The sequence below is a fragment of the Methylobacterium gossipiicola genome, assembly GCF_900113485.1.
In the GTDB taxonomy this organism is placed as follows: Bacteria; Pseudomonadota; Alphaproteobacteria; order Rhizobiales; family Beijerinckiaceae; genus Methylobacterium; species Methylobacterium gossipiicola.
Window position 1 is genome coordinate 121,954 of the sequence record NZ_FOPM01000006.1, and the last position, 23,503, is coordinate 145,456.

The following is a 23,503-nucleotide window of genomic DNA, read 5'->3' on the forward strand; positions in this document are numbered from 1 at the left end:
TGGCGGTCCAATGCGTCGCCAGTACGGCATCCGCGTTTCCCCCGTGTTGCTGCGCCGAGCGCGGACGGAGGATCAGGGCCGCAGGGCGGGATCGTAGGCCCGGACCACGGCGCGGTATTCCGCGTCCACGGGCGCCACCGGCATAAGGCGGCGCAGGCCGAGGCCGAGAAGGGCCGTGGCGACGGCGAGGAGGAGGCAGGTCCGGGTTCGCATGGCGCTTCGTCCTGCCACAGCCCCACGATGGCGGCACGAAAAAAGGCCGTCGAGGGGGGCGACGGCCTTTCTCATGATCGGGAACTTCTGAACCATGACCGGAGCGTCGGCCGCCCTCGTGAGACGAGGGGGCGTAGTCCCGCAGGAGCCGCCGCCGCTCCGGCCATGACGAGAAGGTAGATCACGGGTGATGAATGTCAACATTCGTCAGTCGAAAGGGAGGGGCGTCCCGGCGCCCGCGTGCGGGGCCGCACATTTCGCCCCGTGGAGCCCCCGTGTTACGCATCCGGCCCGTCCGCCGTCACCCACCGAAACCATGAACCCCGTCCTCGCGAACCTGCCGACGACCATCTTCACCGTGATGTCGGGCCTCGCCCGCGACCTCGGGGCGATCAACCTCGGCCAGGGCTTTCCGGACGATCCGGGGCCGGAGGACGTGCGGCGCAAGGCGGCGGAGGCCGTGCTCGACGGCGACAACCAATATCCGCCGATGATGGGGCTGCCGTCCTTACGCGCCGCCGTCGCGGCGCATTACCGGCATCACCAGGATCTCGCCCTCGATCCGCAGACCGAGGTGATGGTGACCTCGGGCGCCACGGAGGCCCTGGCCGCCGCCCTCATCGGCCTCATCGCGCCGGGCGACGAGGTGGTGCTGTTCGCGCCCCTCTACGACGCCTACCTGCCCCTGGTGCGCCAGGCCGGCGGCGTGCCCCGCATCGTCAACCTCGCGCCGCCGCATTTCCAGTTGGAGGAAGAGGCCCTCGCGGCCGTGTTCTCCGACCGCACGAAGCTCGTGGTGCTGAACAACCCGCTCAACCCCAGCGCCACGGTGTTCGGCCGCGAGAACCTGAGCCTGCTGGCCCGGTTCTGCACCCGCCACGACGTCGTCGCCGTGTGCGACGAGGTGTGGGAGCACATCGTGTTCGATGGCGCCACGCATTGCCCCCTGATGGCCCTGCCGGGGATGCGGGACCGCACGGTGAAGATCGGCTCGGCCGGCAAGATCTTCGGGCTGACGGGCTGGAAGGTCGGCTTCGTCATGGCGGCGGCCCCGCTCCTGAAGGCGGTGGCGCAAGCCCACCAGTTCCTCACCTTCACCACCCCGCCCTGCCTGCAGACGGCCGTGGCGTACGGGCTCGCCAAGGACGACGATTATTTCACCGCCATGCGGACCCGCTTCGCCCGCTCGCGCGACCGCCTGAGCGCCGGCCTCGCCGCGCGCGGCTTCACGGTGCTGCCGTCGGCCGGGACCTACTTCCTCAACATCGACATCGCGGCCCTGGGCTTTTCCGACGACGTCGCGTTCTGCGACGCCCTGGTGCGGCGCCACGGCGTCGCGGCGATCCCCGTCAGCGCCTTCTACGATGCCGACCCCGTGCGCCACATCGTGCGCCTGTGCTTCGCCAAATCCGACGCGACCCTCGACGCCGCCCTCGACCGCCTCGGCGACGTCGCCCGGACGGCGGCGTGATGCCTCGCGGCGCGCCGTGGGGGCGGCTTGCGGCCGGGGGGAGCCGGGTCCACATTTCTCCGCATGAGCACGCAGCGCCTTCGCCCGGACCCGACAATGCCTTTCACCCGAGGCCCCGGCGCGGCGACGCCGTTCCGGCCCCGGGCCGACGACCGCGAGGCGACGCTCCTGCGTCTCGAAGCCCTCGCGCACCTCATGGACTCGGCCTTCCTGATTCCGGGGATCAACCGCCGCGTCGGCATGGATGCCGTCGTGGGCCTCGTGCCGATCATCGGCGATGTCGCCGGCATGCTCATCGCCTCCTACGTGGTCAACGAGGCGCGCCGACTCGGCGCCCCGCGCTGGCTGGTCGCCCGGATGATGGCCAACGTGGTGATCGACGGGGCGCTCGGCGTGGTGCCGCTCGCCGGCGACCTGTTCGACGCCGTCTTCAAGGCCAACCGCCGCAACGTCGCCCTGCTGCGCCGGCACCTGGAAAAGACCGGGGGCTTACGACCGGGCGAGATCGACGGCACGGCGGTGCGGATCGACGGCTGAGGCGCGCGCCGGCCGTTTGCTGCTGCGTTGACGATGTGGTGTCGCCGAAAGATCGGGCTCGCCGCTTCGATGGGGCGCACGCAGGCGCGTGCCTCCTGCCCCATGGGAGGTTCTGCCGGATTTCGACATGGCGCGGGTCCCCTCTCCTGAAAGGAGAGGGACAGGGTAAGGTGTGCGACCTTTCCGGAGACGGACCACACCTCACCCCAACCCTCTCCTTTCAGGAGAGGGAGCCCGTCGCGGTCGATGCCATCTCGTCGCGGCTCTCGAAAGCGGTTGTGGGAAGCGGCGAAGCGCGCTCGCCCCGCGTTCGACCCCGCACCCCTTTCGCCATAACCCTGCCCAAGCCCCGGGGGAGCCGCCGCACCGCGCCCGCCCCCGCCAACGGATGCCGCATGACACCAGCACCCACCGCACGGGGCCGCCGATGAACCGGATCGCGACCTTCGGCGAGGCCCCGGCCCCGGCCCGCACCGGCTGGCTCTCGCCCCTGTGGCGGCGGCGGCTCTCGAACTTCCGCCGCAACCGCCTCGGCTTCTGGTCCTTCCTGATCTTCGCCGGCCTGTTCGGCACGAGCCTGTTCGCGGAGGTGATCGCCAACGACAAGCCCCTCGTCGTCTCCTACAAGGGCGAGATCCTGTTTCCCGTCCTCATCGACTACCCTGACGAGAAGTTCGGCGGCTTCTACGCGAAACCGAACTACCGCTCGGCCGAGACGCGCCAGGAGATCGCCGAACACGGCTGGGCGATCTGGCCGCCGATCCCGTATTCCTACGACACCATCATCGACGGGCTGCCGACGCCGTCGCCCTCCCCGCCGACCTGGATGCTGACGGAGGCGCAGTGCGCGGCGGCGGGCAAACCCTGCGCCGACCTCGAAATGCACTGGCTCGGCACCGACAACACCACCCGCGACGTGCTGGCGCGGATCATCTACGGCTTTCGCATCTCGGTGCTGTTCGGCCTCATCCTGGCGCTGATCTCCTCGGTGATCGGCGTGATCGCCGGGGCGGTGCAGGGCTATTTCGGCGGCTGGGTCGACCTCGCGCTCCAGCGCTTCATCGAGGTCTGGAGCGGCATCCCCACCCTCTACCTCATCATCATCATCTCGGCCTTCATCGAACCGGGCTTCTTCGTGCTGCTCGGCATCCTGCTGCTGTTCTCGTGGGTGTCCCTGGTGGGCGTGGTGCGGGCCGAGTTCCTGCGGGCGCGCAACTTCGAGTATGTCCGCGCCGCCCGGGCGCTCGGCCTCTCCAACGTCCGCATCATGAGCCGCCACCTCCTGCCCAACGCCATGGTGGCGACGCTTACCTTCCTACCGTTCATCCTCAACGGCTCCATCGGCACCCTGACGTCCCTCGACTTCCTCGGATTCGGCCTGCCGCCGGGCTCGGCGTCGCTGGGCGAACTCCTCGCCCAGGGCAAGGAGAACATCCAGGCGCCGTGGCTCGGGCTCACGGGCTTCATCGTGGTGGCGACGATGCTGAGCCTCCTCGTCTTCGCCGGCGAGGCAGTGCGCGACGCCTTCGATCCACGAAAATCGTTCGGCTGATCGCCCGGATCATCCCGGCGCCGGTCGCATCCTTCGGCAGGCCGGAATTCGGTAGCCCTCGCGCGCCGCGCGAGCTTCGCCATCCGATCTTTCTCGATCGAACGCCGCCGAGACCCCGGGCCTTCACGACGCGAACCGGGACAAGCCACGGGATCGATCGAGAAATGGAGCGCCAGGAAACGATTCTCTAAGCTCCGCTTGTAACTGTCGAATGTGACAAAATCCCCGCCGGACCTCCCTCCGCCATGCCCCTCAGCGCCCCACAGGACATCCGGTGCCCGTCCGAGGCCAGCCCGGTTCAAACGACGGGCGTCGAGTCCAGTCTCGCGCGGATCACGGCCCTTGCCGCCGCCTGCCTCGGGCTGCCCATGGCGTGGCTCTCCCTCGGAACCGGGCAGACCCGGACGGTGCGGGCCGCCCATGGCCTCGACGGGCGGATGCCGGGCGTGGCGGCGGACGGCTTCCACGCCTGTGCCGCCCTGATGGGGGCCGACGGAAACCGCCTCGGCGAACTCTGGGTCGGGGACGAGCGGCCGCGTCTCGCCCTCGACGCGACGCAGACCGCGCAACTCGCGGCCTTCGCCGAGCTCGCCGCCGAAAAGCTCGATCAGGCGGCGCGGACGCGGACGGACGAGTTCGTGCGCGGCTTCGCGGAGGCGGCGGTCTACGCCCTGATGACGGCGGATGCCGAAGGCACCATCACGTTCGTCAACCAGGCCGCCGGGACGCTGTTCGGCTACGAACCCGAGGCGATGATCGGCCGGACCTTCGATTTCCTGTTCCCCGCCTCGCTCCAGGCCAGTTACCGCGAGACCTTCGCCAAGCTGGCGAACGACCTCGACGCGACGGCCCTCGGCCACGCCTACGAACTCGTCGGCCTCCACCGCGACGGCACGGCGTTTCCCATCGAATTCTCCCTGTCGGTCTGGCGGGAGAACGGCCGGATCGGCGTCGGCGCCACCATGCGCGACATCTCCGAATGGCGTATCCGTGACGCGCAACTCGTGCGGATGGCCCATTTCGACAGTCTCACGGGCCTCGCCAACCGGGCACGGTTCCTCGAATGCGTCGCGGCCGCCCTGGCGGAGGGGCCCGCGACGGTGATCAAGCTCGACCTCGACAACTTCAAGGACGTGCATGACGGCTTCGGCCATGCCACCGGCGACGCCCTGCTGCGGGCCGTCGCGGCGCGCCTGTCGGCCCATTGCGCGGCGGTCGCCACCGTGGCGCGCCTCAGCGGTGAGCGGTTCGCACTCCTCGTCCCCGCCTGCGGCGATCCGATCCGGGCCACGGCCCTGGCGCGGCGGGTCGTCGACGCCTTCGAAGAGACGTTCGAGGTCGTCGGCCACACCTTCCGGGTCGGCCTCTGCCTCGGCCTCGCCATCGGCACCCATCCGGGGACGGATGCGAACACGCTGATCACCGACGCGGATCTCGCCCTCTATCAGGCCAAGAACGAGGGACGGCGCGGCATCCGCCTGTTCGAACCGGCCATGCGCAGCGCGGTGATCGCCCGACGGACCCTGCACGATGAAATCGGCCGCGCCCTGGCGGCGGGCGAACTGGTGATGCACTACCAACCGCAGGTGGCCTTCGCCACGGGGCAGATCGTCGGCGCCGAGGCCCTGCTGCGCTGGCGGCACCCCACGCGCGGCCTGCTGCTGCCGGGCATGTTCCTGTCGACCCTCGAAGCCCATCCCATGGCCGCCGATATCGGCGGCTGGATCATCGAGGAGACCTGCCGGCAGGCGGCGCAGTGGCGGGCGGCGGGCCTCCCGCCGATCCGGATCGCCGTCAACCTCTTCGCCGCCCAGTTGCGGGCCGGCACCCTGACGCGGGACGTGCGCAACGCCCTCGCCCGCTACCGGATGGCGCCCTCGGATTTCGAGATCGAAGTCACCGAGCGCATCGCCCTCCAGGCCGACGACGCGACCCTCGAATCGATCCATGCCCTGCACGCCGAGGGCGTTGCCGTGGCGTTCGACGATTTCGGCACGGGCTACGCCTCCCTCGCGTCCCTCAAACGCTTTCCCCTCACCCGGCTCAAGATCGACCGCAGCTTCGTGCGCGACGTCCTCAACGACCGTCACGACGCCCAGATCATCCGCGCCATCCTGCTCATGGCCCAGAGCTTCGGTCTCGACGTCATCGCCGAAGGGATCGAGACCGAGGGGCAGGAAGCGATCCTGCGGGAGATGGGCTGCCACGAGGGCCAAGGCTATCTCTACGGCAAGGCCCTGCCGCCGGCCGCCCTGGCGGCCCTCATCCGCACCCGCGCGATCCGGGAACCCCGCGAGGCGCGCGCGAACCCGCGCAGCGCATGACGGCCCGATCCCACGATGTCGGGGATGGGCCGCCCGACACTCTCCGGGGCCTTGCCCCGGATCGGCGAAGGGCCGAACCTTCGAACCCGGATGGGCACCGGCCCGAGGGCATCGATCCAGACGGAGGCTTCAGCCGTGTCTGGGAAAATTGATGCAAAAGCCTCGTGCTCTGGCGCATGAACGAAGTGATTGCGTCACAGCACGAGAGCGTCGTCCTGGATATCAGATCCAGGACGACGCTCTCAAGCTATTGGGCCGCATCGGCCCGAAATCCGGTTCCCGCCTTTCGGGCCGATACTCTAGAGCGGACGGGCGGCGCCCGCGAGGAGCCAGCCCTTGGCCTTCTGGATGAGGGCGGGCCGGGCGCGGGCGACGTCCTCGTCGTCGAGGAGCGGCGAGGTCGAGAGGGCGGCGAGGTAGGCCGCCTCACGGGTCCGGCAAGCGCGCAGGGACGCCTCAACGGCGTCGGCGCGGGAGGTCTGGGCCGCCTGCGCGGCGAAGCTGCGCTGTAGGCATCCCCGCCAGGCGGCGTGGAGATCGGCGGCCTCACCGGCCCGGGCGAAGCCGGGATATCCGCAGGCCAGGGTGAGGAGGAGCGCGCACGCGGCGCCGGCACGGATCGTCATCGTCGGTGGTTCCCCCATGGGGAAACCCTCGCCCGAAGGTGTTTAACAGGGCTTGAAGAACCACCCGCGCGGATCCGTCCCATTTCGGGACAGGCCGGTTGCCATCCGGTCCCACCCACCGCAAGACAGCCGGCGAGGCCGCGCCGGGCCCCGTGCATCACGGGACCGGGACGGCCCGGAACGGAGGGCGCCATGGCCTGGATCTGTCTCGTCGCCGCGGGCCTCCTCGAGGTCGCCTGGTCCTACGCCATGAAGCTGTCCCAGGGCTTCACGCGGCCCTGGCCGACGGCGATCATGGCCGTGACCATGCTGGGCAGCGTCGGGCTCCTCGCCCTGTCCATGCGGACCCTGCCCCTCGGCACCGCCTACACGATCTGGACGGGCATCGGCGCCGTGGGCGCCTTCGTGCTCGGCATCGTGGCGCTCGGCGAGGAGGCGAGCCCCGCCCGCATCGTCGCGGCCGGGCTCATCGTCTCCGGCCTCGTGACCATGAAGCTCGCGAGCTCCGCGTGAGAACGCGGCGGTTCAGCGGTTCGCGGTGGTGGCCGGCGAGGCGGCGCGGCCCAGCGACACCCAGGCCTGCACGTCCTGGCTCTCGCGCTTGATGAAGGTGTAGCCGGTCTGGCGCCAGCCGTGGACGGTGCTGGTCTTGTTGTCGAGGATGAAGTCGCCCCGGTCGGTGACGAGGGTGAGCACGGCGTGGCCCTCGCCCTTCTCGTCGATGACCACGGTCATCCGCATGGCCCGGCGCGGCAGCCCGGCTTCGGCCAGCAGCTTGCGCTTGAGGAGCTGGAAATCCTCGCAGTCGCCCGAGCCGTCCTCGGCGAGATCCCAATGGTCGGGGACGCGGCGGTGGTCCATGTCGGTCACCGACCGCACGGACCGGTTCACGCGGGCATTCACCGCCAGGATGGTCGACCACACGGCCGGGGTGAGCGCGATGCTGGCGGGCTCGGTGCGGTCCACGGCGCATTCCCGGGGATAGCCCTCGCAGAACGTCACCCAGGCGGCGATGGGCCGGGCGGCCGAACCGGCGATCAGCAGGCTCGGGGTGACGGGCAGGGACGCGAAGGTCTGGGCCTGGGCCGCGCCGGGCGCCCCCAGGACCCCGAGCAGACCGATCAGGCGCCCGAGGCGCCGGGCCGTCGTCGAGAACGTCGAAACTGAGGTCCGCATGGCCCGGTCCGTCCCGTTAATCTTTCGTTAACGAAACGTCTCACGCCGTCCGGGCCACGGCAATCGCAGGGTTAAGAAAAGGTTAACGGTGTGGATAGCCGAGTCGGCGCGGCGGGTGGCCCGAACACGACGACGCCCCGCCGGGCGAGCGGCGAGGCGTCGGATCCCGCGGATGTCGCGGTCGGCTCAAGCCTGCGGCAGGTCCGGGGTGATGCCGAGATTGGCCAGGCCCTCGGAGAGGAGATCGGCGGCGTTGGGGGTGCCGAGGAGTTCGCGGGCGGCGCCCTCACCGACGGATTCGCGCTCGCGGGCGAAGCGCACGGCGTCGCGCCATTCCTCGGCCTCCATGTCGCCGCGCCCGACATAGACGAGGGCCAGGAGGTCGGCGCGCTCGTCGTCGTTCAGCGCGCCGATCATCGCCCGGACCTCCTCCTCGGTGGCGTCGTCGGTCCCGGAGGTGAGCACGTCGGTGGCGCCGTCGTCGATGGCGTTCGAACCGGAATCCGGGTCCGTCGGCCCTTCCTTCACCTCGATGGCGCGCAGGCGCAGGATGATCTCGGTGACGGTGTCGACGGCGATGTCCATGAACGTGTCCCATGCGCTCAGCCGCCCGACGCGGCGGCCTTCAGCAGGCACAACCCCCGACGGCCGCAACGGTTCGCCCGTTCCGCGTGCCTCACGGAACTCCCGGTCCCGCACGGTTCTCGGTCCGAGCCCGATGGAGCAGCGGGCGTTGTGTGAAACACACTCAGGCCCGGCCCTCCACGAAGGCGCGCAGGAGGGTGTGGGCGATGGCCATGGGCGGGGGCACCGTCAGCCCCTCGGGGTGGGTGCCGGCGATCATCGCCGCGACATCGGCGCGGGTGAGCCAGCGGGCGTCGACGAGTTCCTGCGCGTCGAGGGTGATGGCCTCGTCGAGGGCTTGCGCGACGCAGCCGATCATCAGGGAGGCGGGGAACGGCCAGGGCTGCGAGGCGTGATACCGCACGGCGCCGATGGTGAGCCCGACCTCCTCGAAGGTCTCGCGGCGCACGGCGGCCTCGATGGTCTCGCCGGGTTCGAGGAAGCCGGCGAGGCAGGAATACATCGTTTCCTTGAACCGGGGCGAGCGGCCGAGCAGGCAGCTTTCGCCCCGGGTGATCAGCATGATCACGACGGGATCGGTGCGGGGGAAGTGGTGGGTGTCGCAGGCGGCGCAATCGCGCCGGTAGCCGCCGGCGGCCGGCACGGTCGGGGCGCCGCACTGGGCGCAGAAGCCGTGGCGGGCGTGCCAGGACAGCAGGGATTTCGCCGTGGCGAGGAGCCCGAGTTCGTGGGCGGCCACCCCGCCCTCGGCGGCGAGGCCGCGCAGGTCGTTGGTCGCGAAATCCGGGTCGGCCTCGAACCCTTCCGCCCGCTCCGGCGGCAGGGCGGCGGCGAAGACCGGGGCGCCGTCGAGGCGGCCGAGGAACAGCGGCGTGCCGTCCACGGCGATGCGCGCGGGATCGAGGAGGGCCGAGCCGTCGCCGGTCACCACCCGGTCGCCCGCGAGCACCACGAGGCGGGCGCCCGGCTCGGTGAGCGGCGGCACCGCAGCCGTGCTCTCGGCGGAATGGCGCACGAGGCGGTTGTGGATGTAGCCGAGGCCGTCGAGGGGGTCCGTCACGTCAGGCCGCCGCGAACAGGGCGCCGATTCGCTCCACCATCTGGGCGCGGGCATGGTGCGGATAGGGCTTCGCCTCGCCCACCCCCCAGACCGGGCGCGGCCAGGCGGGATCCGAAAGGAACCGGCCGATGACGTGGACATGGAGCTGGGGCACGACGTTGCCGAGGGCCGCGACGTTGACCTTGTCGGGCTTGGCGAGCGCCAGCATCACGCCCGTGGCGAGGCGCATCTCGTCCATGAGGATTTTCGCATCCTCGGGGGTGAGATCGGTGATCTCGCTCAAGCCCTCCCGGCGCGGCACCAGAATCAGCCAGGGAAACCGGGCGTCGTCCATGAGCAGCACGCGGCACAGGGCGAGGTCGCCCACATGCACGGTGTCGGCGGCGAGGCGGGGGTCGAGGGTGAAGTCGGGGGCGGTGCTCATGGGGGAGCGATGTAGGGCGAAATGGGGGGTGATGCGAGATGGCGGCGGCCCTTCAGGCGGGGCCGGAAGCCCGTTCTGTCGGTTGGGAAGCGCGAGTCCCCAAACGCCCCCACGCCGCCCCTGGGAACGTCTGCTTCGAGACGGATGAGCCGAAGGTCATCAATCGGGTCGGGGGGTCAGCGAAAGGAGGATTTGATAGCAAGAATCGGGACGCACCTCACCCAGGCGGAGCCTTAAAAGAGCGGCTCATACGGTTTCTGCGTGATTGCCTCGGATGAGCGAGACGCGACGGGCTCCCTCTCCTTTCAGGAGAGCGGACCCGCGCTCACCAGGGACCGAATGGATCATCCGGAAACGGTATCGACCAGCGAGAGGTCCGTCATGCTGCCTGCCATGAACCGCACGATGTCCGCGCCGGAATGGGCGATGCTGCTGAGCCTTTCGGTGCTTTGGGGTGGATCATTCTTCTTCACGCATGTCGCGCTCTCTGCCTTGCCGCCATTCACCCTGGTGGTCCTGCGCGTTGGGCTCGCGGCGTTGATCCTGAATACCATCGTCCCTCTGTCGGGGCTCAGGATGCCGCGTGGATCCAGGGCCTGGACTGCCTTCCTCGCCATGGGTGTCCTCAACAACGCCGTGCCGTTCTGCCTCATCGTGTGGGGCCAAACCCATATCGCCTCAGGGCTCGCAGCCATTCTGAATGCGACCACGCCCCTCTTCACGGTCGGTGCTGCCCACGTCTTCACCTTCGACGAGAAGATGACCGGCCATCGGCTCGCGGGAGTGCTCATCGGCCTCGGGGGGGTCGTCGTCATGGTTGGGCCTACGGTACTCGCGGGCCTCGGAACCAACGTTCTGGCGCAGGTTGCCGTACTTGGCGCAGCCCTGTCCTACGCCTGTGCGGGGATTTACGGACGGCGCTTCAAAGGTATGGGTCTTCCGCCGCTCACGACGGCTGCAGGTCAGGTAACGGCATCCACATTCCTGCTTCTGCCCGTCGCTCTTGTGGTGGATCGGCCCTGGACTCTGCCCGTGCCGCCTGCATCGGTGTGGGGCGCGATCTCGGGTATCGCGGCTTTGTCTACGGCGCTCGCCTATGTGCTGTACTTCCGCATCGTGGCGACGGCAGGGGCGACGAACCTCCTCCTCGTCACCTTCCTCATTCCCGTGTCGACCATCCTGCTGGGAGCATTGGTACTGAACGAACGCCTCGATCCTCAGCACTTCATCGGCATGGCGCTGATCGGGTGCGGACTCGTGGCCATCGATGGTCGCCTCTGGCCCTTCAACCCGCTGAAGCGACGCCTTGAGCCCCACGTCCATCAAGGTCGGGACATCTAAAGCGGCTTGGATTACCTCACAAAACGCCCGCCCTTGCGCGGATCTCGCCCTGAAGACGACGGTGCAGCGGGAGTTCCTTGAGAGACCCTCAGCCGGGATTGATCGTTCCAGGCGGAATACGGGGCATCGGTTCTTGGTCGAAGAGCCGGAGTCTGCTCCCCAACCCAATCGAACGCTCCCAACAGCGCCCCCTAAATCCCACTAAACCAATTGTACCCCTGATCCTCCCAATACCCACCGGGATAATCATTGGTCACGAACACGCTGCCGATGTATTTCGGGCTCTTGAACCCGAGCTTCGTCGGCACGCGCACGCGCAACGGATAGCCGTATTCCGGCGAGAGTTCTTTCCCCGCGAAATCGAGGGCCAGCACCGTCTGAGGGTGGAGGGCGCTCGGCATGTCGAGGCTGCCGTAATAGCGGTCGGCGCATTTGAAGCCGACATATTTGGCCGTGAGATCGGCGCCGACCCGTTCGAGGAAGGTTTTGAGCGGCACGCCGCTCCACTGGCCGATCTGGCTCCAGCCCTCGATGCAGACGTGGCGGGTGATCTGGCTTTCCTGCGGCAGGGCGCGGAGCTTTTCGAGGGTCCAGGGGGTCTTGTCGGCGACGAGGCCCGAGACTTCGAGCTTCCAGTCGGCGCCCTCGACCTCCGGGATGTTGTCCGGCGGATAGTAGGCGTTGAAGCGGAACGGCGTGTCGATCATCGAGGCCGGATAGGTCGGCGCCAGTTTCGTCGGATCGAACAGCCAGCCTTGGACCCGGTCGTTGAACCGCGACATCGCCCACAGCATCCGGTCGGCGAGGGTGCCGTTGGAGCCCGTGGAGAGGTCGCAGCCCGTGAGCAGCGTCAGGGCGCCGAGGGACAGGCCGGAGCGCAGGAGCGCCCGGCGTTCGAGCCTGACCAGTTCCGGCTGCAGGTCGGCCCGCAGGGCCTTGAGGCGGGCGGCGGTTTCGGGATCGCGGGTCATGTCACGTCTCCGAAGGCGATACGCGGGCGCGGCCGGTGATCATCGCCTTCAGGGTGCTGGGCACCACCAGCACCAGAGCGAGGTGCAGGACGATGAAGCCGACGAGGCCCGCCATGGCGAGGAAGTGGACGCGGCGCGCGCCCTCGTAGCCGCCGAACAGGGCGGCGAGCCCCTGAAGCTGCACCGGCTTCCACAAAGCGAGGCCGGAGGCGAGGAGCAGGGCGCCGAGGAGGAAGGCCACGACGTAGGCGAGGCGCTGCACGGCGTTGTATTCGCCCAGGCGATGGGCGAGTCGCAAGGTGAGCGCCGCCTTCGCGTCGCGCCACACGGCGCCTGGGCTCAAGGGAAAGAACGTGCGGGGGACGTGCCGGCTGACGAGGCCGTAGACCACATAGACGAGGCCGTTGACGGCAAACAGCCACATGGCGGCGAAGTGCCAGGCGATGGCCCCGCCGAGCCAGCCCCCGAGCGTCGCCCATTTCGGAAACGTCAGGGGGAAGAACGGCGAGGCGTTGTAGATCGCCCAGCCGGAAAACAGCATGCAGAACACCGCCACGGCGTTGATCCAGTGGGTGAGGCGCACCACCAGGGGGTGGATGACCACGACACGGGCGGGGGGCTCGGGGATCAGGGTCATGGGGGCTCGGCCTGTTGGTTTGGGCGGCGCACGCCTTCGCCGAGGGGGACGAGCGTACGACAAGAAGCCCGCGACTGACGTCGTAAGGCACAACGTGCCCCCTCTCCTTCCAGGAGAGGGGACCCGCGTCTGTCCCGAGAGATCGAACGCTCGCGAAGACGCGGGGTCAGGCTTACCTCACATCGACGGCACGGTGCCGTTGCGGCCGACGATGAGGATGGGGGCCGTGAGGGTGCCGTCGGCGCCCTTCTTGGTGAAGGCGACGATCTTGGCGCCCGGGACCACGATGCTCTTCTCGCCGGGATCGACCAGGGTCACGGGCACGTCCTCCGGCACCACGACCTTCTTCTCGCCGCCCTGGTACTTGACCAGCATGGTGCGGCCGTCCGTGCCCGACAGGGTGCCGACGGCGCCGTTGGTCATGGTGGAGTTGGCGCCGAGATCCCACGGATAGTGGCCGTCCGCCGTGCCGCGCAGGGAGGAGGAGAACACCGTCACCTGCAGGGCCTTCTGGGTGCCGTCGGGCTGCGGGATGGCGGCGGTGCCGATGTAGCTCTCCGACTTGATGTCGGCGAGCTTGCCGGTGCTGGCCGACAGGATCTTGGTGTCGCCCGAGAACGTCACGGTGACGGGATCGCCCGTGCGCGGCTTCACCGTGAGGGTCGAGCCGTCGACCTTCTCGATGGTGCCGCGATAGCGCACGATGTCGTCGGCGCGGGCGGCGGTGGCGGCCACCGTGAGGGTGAGGGCGAGGCCGGTGAGCAGGCTCTTCATCATGGCGTTCTCTCCTGTGTGTGGTCGAGGTTGCGCAGGTTTGCCCGGCCGCTACATCGGCGGCACGGTGCCGTTCTGGCCGACCACCAGGCGGTCGGCGACCGCCGTGCCGGAGGCATCGGCGCGGGTGAAGGCGACGACGCGGGCGCCCGGCTTGATCAGGCTGGCATCGGCGGGGGCGAGGGCCACCACCGGCACGTCGTCCGGCACCGTGATGGTCTTCTGGCCGCCGGCATACGTCACCGTGACGGTGCGGTTGGTGGTGCCGGTCACGGCGCCGACGGCACCGTTGGTCATGGTGTTCTCCTTCTCGAGATCCCACGGGTAGTGGCCGTCGCCGGTGCCGCGCATACTGGGGGCGAACACCGCGACCTCGAGGGCCTTCAGGGTGCCGTCGGGCTGGGGCGTCGCGGCGGTGCCGATGTAGCTGTCGGGCTGGATGTCCGTGAGCTTGGCGGCACTCGCGCCGGCGACGCGGACCCCGTCGCCGAGGCGGACCGTGACGGCCTCACCCGTGCGCGGCTTGATCGAAACGGTGTTGCCGTCGACGGACGCGATGGTGCCGCGAATGCGCTTCACGGGCGCCTCGGCCTGGGCGGGCCAACTCGCGGCGAAGCCGAGGCAGGCGACGGCGAGCGCGGCGGCGCGGGCGGTTCTGATCATCGAAGGTCCTTGCGGGCGGGAACTGATCCGTCACGACCCTGCCCAAGAACTAGATCGCGCGCAAATCAATTGCCCGCGATCAGATCATCGTCTTGGTCGGTCGAGCGGCGTATGCCCCAGGTAGCGCGGCCCGTCCCCCGGGGAAGGCCGCCGCGTTCAATGATTTCTCTTAAGTTGGGAGACCGGCGGTGCCGGGTCAGTGCGCCATCAGCATGGGGATCGTCGCATGGGCGAGGAGATGGCTCGTCGGGCCGCCGAAGATCATCTGGCGCAGGCGGCTCTGGGTGTAGGCGCCCTTGATGAGGAGGTCGCAGCCGAAGGCGTCGGCCTCGGCGAGAAACACCTCGCCGGGGGTGCGCCGCCCGGCCGAGAAGGCGCGGTGATCGGCGGCGATGCCCTCGCAGGCCAGCGCCGTGGCGAGGTCCTCGGCGCTCGGCCCCGGCACGGTGCCGCCCTCGACGCTGACCACCCGGATGCGCTGGGCCTGGCGCAGGAACGGCATGGCGAAGGCGACGGCCCGCGCCGTCTCGGTGGAGCCGTTCCAGGCGATGAGAACCGCCTCGCCGAGCGTCGCGGGGGCGATGGGCGGGGCGAGGAGGATCGGCCGCCCGGACTCGAACAGGGCCGTCTCGAAGGTGGTCATGCGCGGCGCGCCCTCCCCCGTGCCGGGGCGCCCCACCACGGTGGCGGTGAACAGGCGGGCGTGCTGACCGAGGAAGGCGTCGCCCGCCGGCACGTCGGGGCGCCAGCGGTAGCGCGGGCCGGCGGCCGCGACATTCGCCGGGGTGCACGGCCCGTCGGCGGCCAGCGGCACGCCGGCCTCGCGCATGAAGGTGAGAAAGCGCTCACCCGCCGCCTCGGCCTCGGCCTTGTCCGCCTCCTCGTCGCGCAGCCAGGTCATGCCGCCGACCATGTCGACGGGAACGTATTCGGCAAGCGCAGGGCGCAGGGACACGCCCTCGACGAGGCTGCCGAAGCGGCGGGCGGCGAGGATCGCCGTTTCGAACACCGAGGGCAGGCTGTCGTGCAGGGCGACGGGAACGAGGAGCGTCTTCATGGCGGCGGGCCTTCGCAGCTTTGCCTTCGCTGGCGCGAATTTGGGCGAGGCTAGAACGATTTGGCCCGGCGGCAAACTGCGGCCGGAGCCGCTCCCACAGGACGGGCGCCCCTCGGGGGTCAGGCCGGCGCGCGAGCCGTCGCGGGGTCGAGGACGCGACGGGCGGCACGGGTGAGCGGCGCCTCGACGAAGCGGGCCACGGCGAGGGCGGCCACCACCGACAGGACGAGCATGAGGGCGAGCGCGCCCCACGGGCCGAGCACCGGCACGAGCCCAAGGCGCAGGACGATCTCGCGGCCGGCGCGCAGGACGAAGGGGTGGACGAGATACAGGGCGTAGGACGCATCTCCGAGGGCGACGACGGCACCCGTGATCCTGTTCCCGCGCCCCTCGGTCTCCCGTCCGAGGGCGGCGGCGGCCACGAGGAGAAGGGCCGGCCCGCCATAGGCCAGGGGCCGCCACGGGGGGGCCGGTTCGCCCGCCCCCGCGAGGCTGAACAAACCCGCCGCCGCCAGGGCGAGGCGGGGCGCGAGGGACAGGCGCAGGCCCCGCGCGCGGGCGAGGCCCAAGCCCGCCCCGAGGGCGAATTCGAGGACGATGGGACTGCCCCAGAACCCGAGGGGCGTCGGCGGGTTCGGCACCGCCCAGGCCAGGGCGACGAGGCCGGCGAGGACCGCACCCGTCCAGGCCACCGCCCGCCCCCGGCCCCAGCCGAGGCCGAGGGCGAAAACGGCGTAGAAGAACATCTCGCAATTCAGGGTCCAGCCGAGGCCGTAGAGGGGCTGGACCGCGCCGTCCGGCCGCGCGACGGGCCAGAACAGGAACGCGGCGGCGACGGTCCCGGGCGTCGGGGCACCCGCGCCGTTGAGGAGGGCCGGCACGGCCAGAGCCAGGGCGAGGTAGAGGGTGGTGACGAGCCAGTAGAGGGGCACGAGGCGGGCGACCCGGTGGGCGAGGAAGCGCGCCCGGCCGCCGGCCCGGCCATAGAGCGGCGCGCTCGCGTGCACGATGATGAAGCCGGAGATGACGAAGAACACGTCGACCCCGGCCGGCCACGGCAGCCCCGTCACGGGCGCGAAGGCGAGCCCGGCGCGGTCCGCCAGGGCCGCCACCTCGGCCTGCCCGTGATGGATCACGATGAGGAGGGCCGCGAAGGCCCGTAGACCCTGGATCGCCCAGAGTTTCATGCCGCCCCGTCCTGGTGAAACGCCGGGCCGAGACTGACGAACGAAAGTGTGTTGTTCGGCGAAATCGGGTTGGAACAGAATAGGTCTTCCCCCGTTGTTCCGCCGAACCCGAGGATGACGGACCCGCCCGAGCACACTTGCTCCGAGGTCAGCCCTCGCATGTTTCCGCAGGCATACTGAGGATACCGATGATCAACAAGTTCGTTGCCATGACGGCCGTCGCCACGGCCCTCGCCACCCCGGCCTTCGCGCAGGACATTGGCGATTTCCGCCTCGCCGCCATGCAGTCCAACGCCTTCGAGGTGCAGTCGAGCCAGATCGCCCTGCAGAAGAGCCGCAACCCGCAGGTCGTGCGTTACGCCCGCGAGGCCCTGCGCGACCACCGCGCCGCCAACGTCGCCCTGGCGGGCGGCGAGCGCAACGTGATGGCCCGTAACGATGGCCTCGGCGGCCTCGTCACCGCCCCCCTCGCCGTCGCCGGCAGCGCCGTCGGCGCGGCCACGGGCGCAGCGGCCGGCGTCGTCGGCGGCACCCTCAGCGGCGGTCCCGTGGGCGGCCTCGAGGGCCTCGGCAACGGCGCCCGGCGCGGCGCGGCCACCGGCGCGATGATCGGCGACGTCGACACCACCGCCGGCACCACCCTGGTCCAGCCGAACCCGCAGCAGCAGGCGATGCTCGCCGAACTGGCCCAGACCCCGGCGGGCCCGCGCTTCGACCGTCTCTACGGCTCGATGCAGGTCCAGGCGCATCAGATGGCGCTCCCCATGTACCAGTCCTACGCCGCCAGCGGCCCGAACCCGGCCCTGCGCGCCCACGCCCAGCAGGCCCTGCCGGTTCTGGAGCACCATTACCAGATGGCCCAGCGCCTGCCCGGCGCCCGCTGAACGGCAAACGGGAAACGTTCGGGCGTCAGGCCCGGACGGCCCTTTGGGGATGTCGAGCGAAAGCTCGGCATCCTTTTTCGTTTGGGGGTTGGGTGGTGGGTTAGCGACTACGACTCCCCTGTCTGTTCGTTGAATCGCTTCACCTGTGCGCATCCCTCGCCCCGCTTACCGGGAGAGGGGATCGCGCACAGCCGGTCTGCTCGAGACGCGGCGCTCTCCGCACTTGCCATCGTCCAACGCGAACGGGGCTCCGCTCCCCTTCGGAAACGAAGCCCCGTCGATGTCTCCGCGGCGGCGGTCAATCCGACCGATGGTCGGTCAGGTCCCCGAGGGCGCCCGACCGGCCATCGCTCTCATGCGTCGTTGCAGTTGATCAGCGCGCTCGGACGGATCGCCTGACCGTCGGAATCCACGGCGGGCTTGAACTCGCCGGTCTCGGGGTCGCGCACGTAGAGTTCGCCGCGCTCGATGCCGAAATGGGCGCCGTGCAGCTGCAGTTCGCCCGCCTCGACGCGCTTGCGGATGAACGGGAAGGTCAGGAGGTTGTCGAGGCTCTGGGCCACCATCGCGTATTCGAGATGGGTGAGGTAGTCGGGCGCCTCGCGGTCCTGCTTCACCCGGTCGGCCGCCGGCGCCACGAGGGACACCCACTTGCCGATGAAGTCGCCCTGCGAGAGGGGAGCCGGCGGGTTGGCGAAGGCCTTGATGCCGCCGCAGGTGGCGTGGCCCATCACCACGATATGCTTGACCTGCAAGCCCTCCACGGCGAACTCGATGGCCGCCGAAGTGCCGTGATACTCGCCGCCCTGCTCGCACGGGGGCACGATGTTGGCGACGTTGCGGACCACGAACAGCTCGCCGGGGCTCGCGTCGAAGATCACCTCGGGCGAGACGCGGCTGTCGCAACAACCGATGAGCAGGACTTCGGGGGACTGGCCCTTGGCGAGCTTGGCGTAACGCTTGGCCTCGTCGGGCAGGCGACCCTCGCGGAACGCGCGGTAGCCGTCCTTCAGCGCCTCGGGGAACGTAGGGGCCTGCTGCATGGTCATGTCTGTCTCAGCCTTTCTGTGCGGTTGGGTGCCACGTCAGGGTGACGGGCGTTTCGGGAAGGGTGCCGTCCGCGAGGGTGCGGACGAGGGCGGCCAGGCCCGCCGGCTCGATGCGCTCGGAGGTCGCCGCGAGTTCGTCGGGGGTCCACCAGCGCGTGCCGAGGACGGGGTTGTCCTCCGTCTCGGCGAGGCGCCGGGTATCGATCCGGTCGTCGGGCAGCCGCACCACGAAGTAACGTTCGCGGGCGAAGCGCGGTGTCCGGAACAGGTGAAAGGGGCCGTCACAGACCGCGACCAGCGGCCCGATGGGCGCATCGGCAACGCCGATCTCCTCTTCGAGTTCACGCCGGCAGGCCGCGACATGGCCCTCGCCGGGCTCCAGGCCACCGCCGGGCATGAACCAGAAGGTTCGCGCCTCGGGATCGGCCGGGTCGATGGGCCGGACTGCCTCGTAGGCGATGAGGAGGAGGCGCCCGGCCGGATCGAAGACGAGGCCCCGGGCAACGTCCCGCACGGGCACGTTTCCCTCGGAACCGGGATCGGACACGCCGTCCGTCACGCGCCCGACCTGAAGTATTGTCCGTAATCCATCATCGCGAAAATATATTTTATTCCGTTGCGACGGTACCTTCGTCTTCGGGCGGACCGTCTATCGCCTCGACCGAATGCTGATCTAGCAACAAAACGCGGCCCGACCAGTGCCTTAGAGCACGCAACCCGGCATCCAGATGGCGATGGGAAGCCCGAACCCGTCACGCCCCGGTGGATCGGGCAGCGGCACCGCCCGGCCGCGCGCGCGGTCGCGGGCCACGATCAAGGCCGCAAGGGCATCGAGATGGTCGTCGATCCCGATCCCGGCGGGCCGGGCGGCGACGAGGTCGGCGGGCAATCCGGCGGCGCGAAGGAGCGCCCGACGCTCGGCCTGGCCTGCCGCCGTCTTCTTGCCGGCCGCAAGCGCGGCGTCGCCGTTGAGGTGGCGGAAGGCGAGTTCGGGGTGGACCTCGTGGAGGCGCGCCCGCGCGTCGGCCCGCGCCCGCAGCAGCCCATCGACCGCCCGGACACCGCGAAAGATGTTCCAGGCCTGGATCGAGGGGGCGAAGGGCGGGTCACTGCCGGCCCGCGAAAGGGCCTTGGCGGCCTCGTAATCCGGGGCGTAGACGGCGGCGCGCGGCGGCATCGGGAACACGCTGGCGCGGGCCTTGCCCAGATAGGCGCGCGCCGCCCGGTCGGCGACGCGCCCGCCCCCCTCCACCCGGTCGGGCAACCCGATGGGGATATCGATGCCGATGACGGAAGGGGCTTCCGGCGCGTCGAGGCATTCGGCCACGGTGGCGAACCGGGCGGTGCGGAACCGCCCATCGTCCCGGTTGAGCAGCACCCCGGCCCAGGCCCCGCGACAGCCGTCGAGGCCGGCGATCCAGGGCGAGCCCTCGGGAGGATGCCCCGCCGGCGGGGGAAGAGCCACACGGACCTCCGTGGCGCCCGTCAGGCCGCGTGCCCGATCCGATCGGCCGGGCTCGCGGCCGCATCGGCGCCATGCAGGATGTAGCATCCCCGGCCGGCGGTCTTGGCGGCATACAGGGCCTTGTCGGCCCGCTGCATGAGCTCGGCGAGGCTGCCGTCCCCTGCCGCGTTCTCCCGCGCGATGCCGATGCTGACGCCGATCCGCGCATAGACGCTGGCATCGATGTGATAGGGGGCGGCGATGGCGGTAATGATCCGCGCGGCGTGCCGACCGGCTTCCCTGTCGTCGCGGGGACCGGTGAGCAGCAGGAACTCGTCGCCTCCGAGGCGGCAGATGGTCTCGTCCGGCCCCACCGTCTCGCACAGGCGGCGGCCGACATCGCATAGCAACGCGTCGCCGACGGCGTGACCGAGGCGGTCGTTGACCTGCTTGAAGCCATCGAGGTCGAGGTAGAACAACACGCGGTTCCGGGTCGTGCCGTCGCGGGCCTCGAAGGCGTCTTCCAGGCCGCGGCGATTGAGCAGGCCCGTCAGGGGATCGGTGACGGATTGGCGGCGACTCTCGGCCTCCCCCAGGATCGCCTGGATGGCGAAGGTCCGCTGCTGCTTCAGGATCGCGCGATTCATGAGAATGAAGATGGCCGTCTGGAGCAGGATCAAGGGCAGGAATTCGGGGTTGCCCAAGCAGAAGCTGATCTTGTAGCCGAGATCGATGAGCAGCACCTGCGCCATGGCGTAACGCGGCGCCGCGAAGTTCCGGCCGATGATGCCGCCGGCCGCTCCGAGCCCCGAGGCCAGGGCGACGATGGACATCGCGACATCCGCCGACGTGACCACGAGGGCGATCATGAGGCCGTGCAGGGCGGCCCAGAGCAGGCCCGTCGCGAAGATCGGACCGGATGACGTGTTCACGGATCGCAACAGCCTGACGCGCAGGCCGAGCAGGAGAAGATCCGCGAGGGCAATGGCCGCGAAGGCGGGATGCCCCGAACGCAGGAAGGCGACCAGGGCCACGGCGGTCGTGTTGAAACTTCCGACCACGAGGGGGACGACGGAGGTGTAGAAGCCGGAGCGGAGGCGCCGTTGAACCGCCTCTGGAAGATCTGCGCCGATCTCCGCGATCCAGCGCAGAGCAGGGTTTAGAGGCGGGGGATACATGATCGGAGCTGTCCAGGGCCCACGTTGGACGTGATCCCCGGACAGTACACCTCAAGACCTAAACGGTTTGCTCCGAGACACAGTTACCCATTCTCGACGCCTTTTGTTACATCTCTCTGGAAACGGCCTTCTATTCCGCCGCCTCCACGTAGAGCTTACCCCCCTCGGCCTGGAACTCGGCGGATTTCGCCGCCATGCCGGCGGCGCGCTCGGCCTCGGTGAGGGGGGCCGCCTCGCCGAGCACCTGCCCCGCCGCCTCCATGGCCAGAACCTCGGCGCGCAGATCCTGCGTGATCTTCATGGAGCAGAATTTGGGGCCGCACATGGAGCAGAAATGGGCGACCTTGTGGGCGTCCTTCGGCAGGGTCTCGTCGTGGTAGGCGCGGGCCGTGTCCGGATCGAGGGAGAGATTGAACTGGTCCTCCCAGCGGAAATCGAACCGGGCGCGGCTGAGAGCATCGTCGCGCAGCTGCGCCGCCGGGTGGCCCTTGGCGAGATCGGCGGCATGGGCCGCGATCTTATAGGTGATGACGCCGGCCTTCACGTCGTCGCGGTTCGGGAGCCCCAGATGCTCCTTGGGCGTGACGTAGCAGAGCATGGCGCAGCCGAACCAGCCGATCATGGCCGCGCCGATGCCCGACGTGATGTGGTCGTAGCCCGGCGCGATATCGGTGGTCAGCGGTCCGAGGGTGTAGAACGGCGCCTCGCCGCACTCCTCCAGCTGCTTTTCCATGTTCACCTTGATCTTGTGCATCGGCACATGGCCGGGGCCTTCGATCATGGTCTGGCAGCCCTTGTCCCAGGCGATCTTGGTGAGTTCGCCGAGCGTCTCCAATTCGGCGAACTGGGCCGCGTCGTTGGCATCCGCGATGGAGCCGGGGCGCAGGCCGTCGCCCAGGGAGAACGAGACGTCGTAGGCCCGCATGATGTCGCAGATCTCGTCGAACCGCTCGTAGAGGAACGATTCGCGGTGCCCGGCGAGGCACCACCGCGCCATGATCGAGCCGCCGCGGGAGACGATGCCGGTGGTGCGGCGCGCGGTGAGCGGCACATGGGCGAGGCGCACGCCCGCATGGATGGTGAAGTAGTCGATGCCCTGCTCGGCCTGCTCGATGAGCGTGTCCTTGAACACCTCCCAATCGAGCTTGAGCGGATCGCCGCCGACCTTCTCCAGGGCCTGATAGATCGGCACCGTGCCGATGGGGACGGGCGAGTTGCGCACGATCCACGAGCGGATGTTGTGGATGTTGCGGCCCGTGGAGAGGTCCATCACCGTGTCGGCGCCCCAGCGGGTCGCCCAGACGAGCTTTTCCACCTCCTCGGCCGCCGATGAGGTCACGGCGGAATTTCCGATGTTAGCGTTAATTTTCACGAGAAAATTACGCCCGATGGCCATGGGCTCGACTTCAGGGTGGTTGATGTTGGCCGGGATGATGGCCCGGCCCCGCGCCACCTCGTCGCGAACGAATTCAGGGGTGATGAAGGCGGGCAGCGACGCGCCGAAGCTGTTGCCATCCTTGAGGGCGGCTTCCGCCCCCTCCAGCATGGCCTCGCGGGCGAGGTTCTCGCGGTTGGCGACGTAGATCATCTCTTCGGTGATGATTCCGGCGCGGGCGAACTCGTACTGCGTCACCATCTGGCCCGGCGCCGCCTTGCGGATCTCGCGGGTCGCCGGACACGGCGCCACGAGCTTGTCCTCCGGCACGAAGCCGTTGTCCTCGGGCTTCACGGCGCGGGGCGTCACCGTGGCGTAGCCGCGCTTGGCGATCCACGGCTCGCGCACGAGCGGCAGACCGGCATTGAGGTCGATGGCCGCATCCGTCTGCGTGTAGGGTCCCGACGGATCGTAGACCCGCACCGGCGCCTCCTTCGGATCACTGAGCATCACCTCGCGGAACGGCACGCGGATATCGGGATGCCCGGCCACCGCCGCGTAGACCTTGCGCGAGCCCATGATCGGGCCGGTGGTCACCGCCTGGGGGGAACCGTGGGGAAGGTTCTGCGGTAGGACGGGCTTGTTCATCGCGGCGAACTCCTGGCGTTGGAGGCGGCCCGATTCGTCGAAACGGCTTGAGGCTGGGGCATCACGCGGGGGCGTGGCGCAAAAGAATTCCCGTCCCTCCGCCGGTACGAACCGGATCAGGTTCAAGGGTCAGGGCGGCGCGCCCAATCTCAGCTCCCGGTCTCGGAGCCCCCCTCGGAATCATTCCAGCCTCGTGCGTGACGGCCGGTTTGTCAATCGTCATCCCGCCGCCCGCACGTTGGAACCGGCAATCTCATCCGGGGTCCAAGAGGCCAAAGCAAAGTCCGCCCTTGGAAAAGACGAGACGACGCACCGAGGGGTTCACGA

At 69.5% G+C, this 23,503-nt stretch carries 24 protein-coding genes and 1 riboswitch; of the genes, 7 read left to right on the forward strand and 17 right to left on the reverse strand.

Translation table 11 applies throughout. The features are described from left to right. Positions 1-72: 72 nt before the first annotated feature. On the reverse strand, positions 73-213 hold the full coding sequence (locus BM249_RS21575; RefSeq protein ID WP_177232345.1) for a hypothetical protein: 141 nt from the start codon (positions 211-213) through the stop codon (positions 73-75). A gap of 316 nt (positions 214-529) precedes the next feature. Between BM249_RS21575 and BM249_RS07025 the strand changes: the two genes are divergently transcribed. The 4 genes from BM249_RS07025 (at position 530) to BM249_RS07040 (ending at position 6,097) form a co-directional block, all read left to right on the forward strand. Beyond that, positions 530-1,684: an aminotransferase gene (locus BM249_RS07025; RefSeq protein ID WP_091970316.1), complete on the forward strand. Its 1,155-nt coding sequence runs from the start codon at positions 530-532 to the stop codon at positions 1,682-1,684. 96 nt (positions 1,685-1,780) lie between these two features. Then, positions 1,781-2,221, forward strand: a complete 441-nt coding sequence (locus tag BM249_RS07030; RefSeq protein WP_244528628.1) for a DUF4112 domain-containing protein — start codon at positions 1,781-1,783, stop codon at positions 2,219-2,221. 427 nt (positions 2,222-2,648) lie between these two features. Next, entirely contained in the window at positions 2,649-3,773 is a 1,125-nt protein-coding gene (locus BM249_RS07035) for an ABC transporter permease (RefSeq protein ID WP_091970320.1), read from the forward strand. A 245-nt stretch (positions 3,774-4,018) separates the two neighbouring features. Continuing rightward, complete coding sequence (locus BM249_RS07040; protein ID WP_091970322.1) at positions 4,019-6,097, forward strand: putative bifunctional diguanylate cyclase/phosphodiesterase; 2,079 nt, start codon at positions 4,019-4,021, stop codon at positions 6,095-6,097. Positions 6,098-6,396: 299 nt separating this feature from the next. Here BM249_RS07040 and BM249_RS07045 read toward each other — a convergent pair whose 3' ends face one another. Further along, a complete protein-coding gene (locus BM249_RS07045) occupies positions 6,397-6,723 on the reverse strand; it encodes a hypothetical protein (RefSeq protein ID WP_091970324.1) in 327 nt (108 codons plus the stop codon). A 192-nt stretch (positions 6,724-6,915) separates the two neighbouring features. Between BM249_RS07045 and BM249_RS07050 the strand changes: the two genes are divergently transcribed. Further along, positions 6,916-7,236, forward strand: coding sequence for a DMT family transporter (locus BM249_RS07050; protein ID WP_091970326.1), 321 nt, complete (start codon positions 6,916-6,918; stop codon positions 7,234-7,236). A gap of 12 nt (positions 7,237-7,248) precedes the next feature. Here BM249_RS07050 and BM249_RS07055 read toward each other — a convergent pair whose 3' ends face one another. The 4 genes from BM249_RS07055 to BM249_RS07070 form a co-directional block, all read right to left on the reverse strand. Continuing rightward, positions 7,249-7,899, reverse strand: coding sequence for a transglutaminase-like cysteine peptidase (locus tag BM249_RS07055; RefSeq protein ID WP_091970328.1), 651 nt, complete (start codon positions 7,897-7,899; stop codon positions 7,249-7,251). A gap of 186 nt (positions 7,900-8,085) precedes the next feature. Continuing rightward, positions 8,086-8,484 (reverse strand): DUF3775 domain-containing protein, encoded by a 399-nt coding sequence (locus tag BM249_RS07060; RefSeq protein WP_091970329.1) that lies wholly within the window; start codon positions 8,482-8,484, stop codon positions 8,086-8,088. Positions 8,485-8,647: 163 nt separating this feature from the next. Then, positions 8,648-9,544: an NAD(+) diphosphatase gene (nudC, locus tag BM249_RS07065; protein WP_091970331.1), complete on the reverse strand. Its 897-nt coding sequence runs from the start codon at positions 9,542-9,544 to the stop codon at positions 8,648-8,650. 1 nt (position 9,545) lies between these two features. After that, on the reverse strand, positions 9,546-9,968 hold the full coding sequence (locus tag BM249_RS07070; RefSeq protein ID WP_091970333.1) for an HIT domain-containing protein: 423 nt from the start codon (positions 9,966-9,968) through the stop codon (positions 9,546-9,548). A gap of 381 nt (positions 9,969-10,349) precedes the next feature. On the opposite strand from BM249_RS07070, the gene BM249_RS07075 reads away from it, so the two are divergent. Further along, a complete protein-coding gene (locus BM249_RS07075; protein WP_091970523.1) occupies positions 10,350-11,309 on the forward strand; it encodes a DMT family transporter in 960 nt (319 codons plus the stop codon). A 191-nt stretch (positions 11,310-11,500) separates the two neighbouring features. Here BM249_RS07075 and BM249_RS07080 read toward each other — a convergent pair whose 3' ends face one another. From BM249_RS07080 to BM249_RS07105, 6 genes are all read right to left on the reverse strand, one after another. Next, entirely contained in the window at positions 11,501-12,280 is a 780-nt protein-coding gene (locus BM249_RS07080; protein ID WP_091970335.1) for a molybdopterin-dependent oxidoreductase, read from the reverse strand. 1 nt (position 12,281) lies between these two features. Further along, positions 12,282-12,917, reverse strand: a complete 636-nt coding sequence (locus BM249_RS07085) for a cytochrome b/b6 domain-containing protein (protein WP_177232346.1) — start codon at positions 12,915-12,917, stop codon at positions 12,282-12,284. A gap of 177 nt (positions 12,918-13,094) precedes the next feature. Beyond that, positions 13,095-13,694: a hypothetical protein gene (locus BM249_RS07090; protein ID WP_091970337.1), complete on the reverse strand. Its 600-nt coding sequence runs from the start codon at positions 13,692-13,694 to the stop codon at positions 13,095-13,097. A 48-nt stretch (positions 13,695-13,742) separates the two neighbouring features. After that, on the reverse strand, positions 13,743-14,354 hold the full coding sequence (locus BM249_RS07095; protein ID WP_091970338.1) for a hypothetical protein: 612 nt from the start codon (positions 14,352-14,354) through the stop codon (positions 13,743-13,745). A 196-nt stretch (positions 14,355-14,550) separates the two neighbouring features. Continuing rightward, positions 14,551-15,411: a universal stress protein gene (locus tag BM249_RS07100; protein ID WP_091970339.1), complete on the reverse strand. Its 861-nt coding sequence runs from the start codon at positions 15,409-15,411 to the stop codon at positions 14,551-14,553. A 119-nt stretch (positions 15,412-15,530) separates the two neighbouring features. After that, complete coding sequence (locus tag BM249_RS07105) at positions 15,531-16,598, reverse strand: acyltransferase family protein (RefSeq protein ID WP_244528629.1); 1,068 nt, start codon at positions 16,596-16,598, stop codon at positions 15,531-15,533. 188 nt (positions 16,599-16,786) lie between these two features. On the opposite strand from BM249_RS07105, the gene BM249_RS07110 reads away from it, so the two are divergent. Beyond that, positions 16,787-17,482: a DUF4142 domain-containing protein gene (locus tag BM249_RS07110; protein ID WP_091970341.1), complete on the forward strand. Its 696-nt coding sequence runs from the start codon at positions 16,787-16,789 to the stop codon at positions 17,480-17,482. 353 nt (positions 17,483-17,835) lie between these two features. Here the strand turns inward: BM249_RS07110 and BM249_RS07115 are convergent, their stop codons facing one another. The 5 genes from BM249_RS07115 to thiC form a co-directional block, all read right to left on the reverse strand. Next, positions 17,836-18,531, reverse strand: coding sequence for a carbonic anhydrase (locus tag BM249_RS07115; protein ID WP_244528630.1), 696 nt, complete (start codon positions 18,529-18,531; stop codon positions 17,836-17,838). Between the two features lie 7 nt (positions 18,532-18,538). After that, positions 18,539-19,051, reverse strand: a complete 513-nt coding sequence (locus tag BM249_RS07120) for an NUDIX domain-containing protein (protein WP_244528636.1) — start codon at positions 19,049-19,051, stop codon at positions 18,539-18,541. A 183-nt stretch (positions 19,052-19,234) separates the two neighbouring features. Further along, entirely contained in the window at positions 19,235-19,996 is a 762-nt protein-coding gene (locus BM249_RS07125) for a DUF429 domain-containing protein (RefSeq protein WP_244528631.1), read from the reverse strand. Positions 19,997-20,016: 20 nt separating this feature from the next. Then, complete coding sequence (locus BM249_RS07130) at positions 20,017-21,153, reverse strand: GGDEF domain-containing protein (protein ID WP_091970345.1); 1,137 nt, start codon at positions 21,151-21,153, stop codon at positions 20,017-20,019. Positions 21,154-21,283: 130 nt separating this feature from the next. Then, positions 21,284-23,176 carry a phosphomethylpyrimidine synthase ThiC gene (thiC, locus tag BM249_RS07135; RefSeq protein WP_091970347.1) on the reverse strand — a complete coding sequence of 631 codons (1,893 nt, stop codon included), beginning with the start codon at positions 23,174-23,176 and terminating at the stop codon, positions 21,284-21,286. A gap of 76 nt (positions 23,177-23,252) precedes the next feature. Next, positions 23,253-23,361, reverse strand: a riboswitch (TPP riboswitch). Between the last annotated feature and the right edge of the window lie 142 nt (positions 23,362-23,503).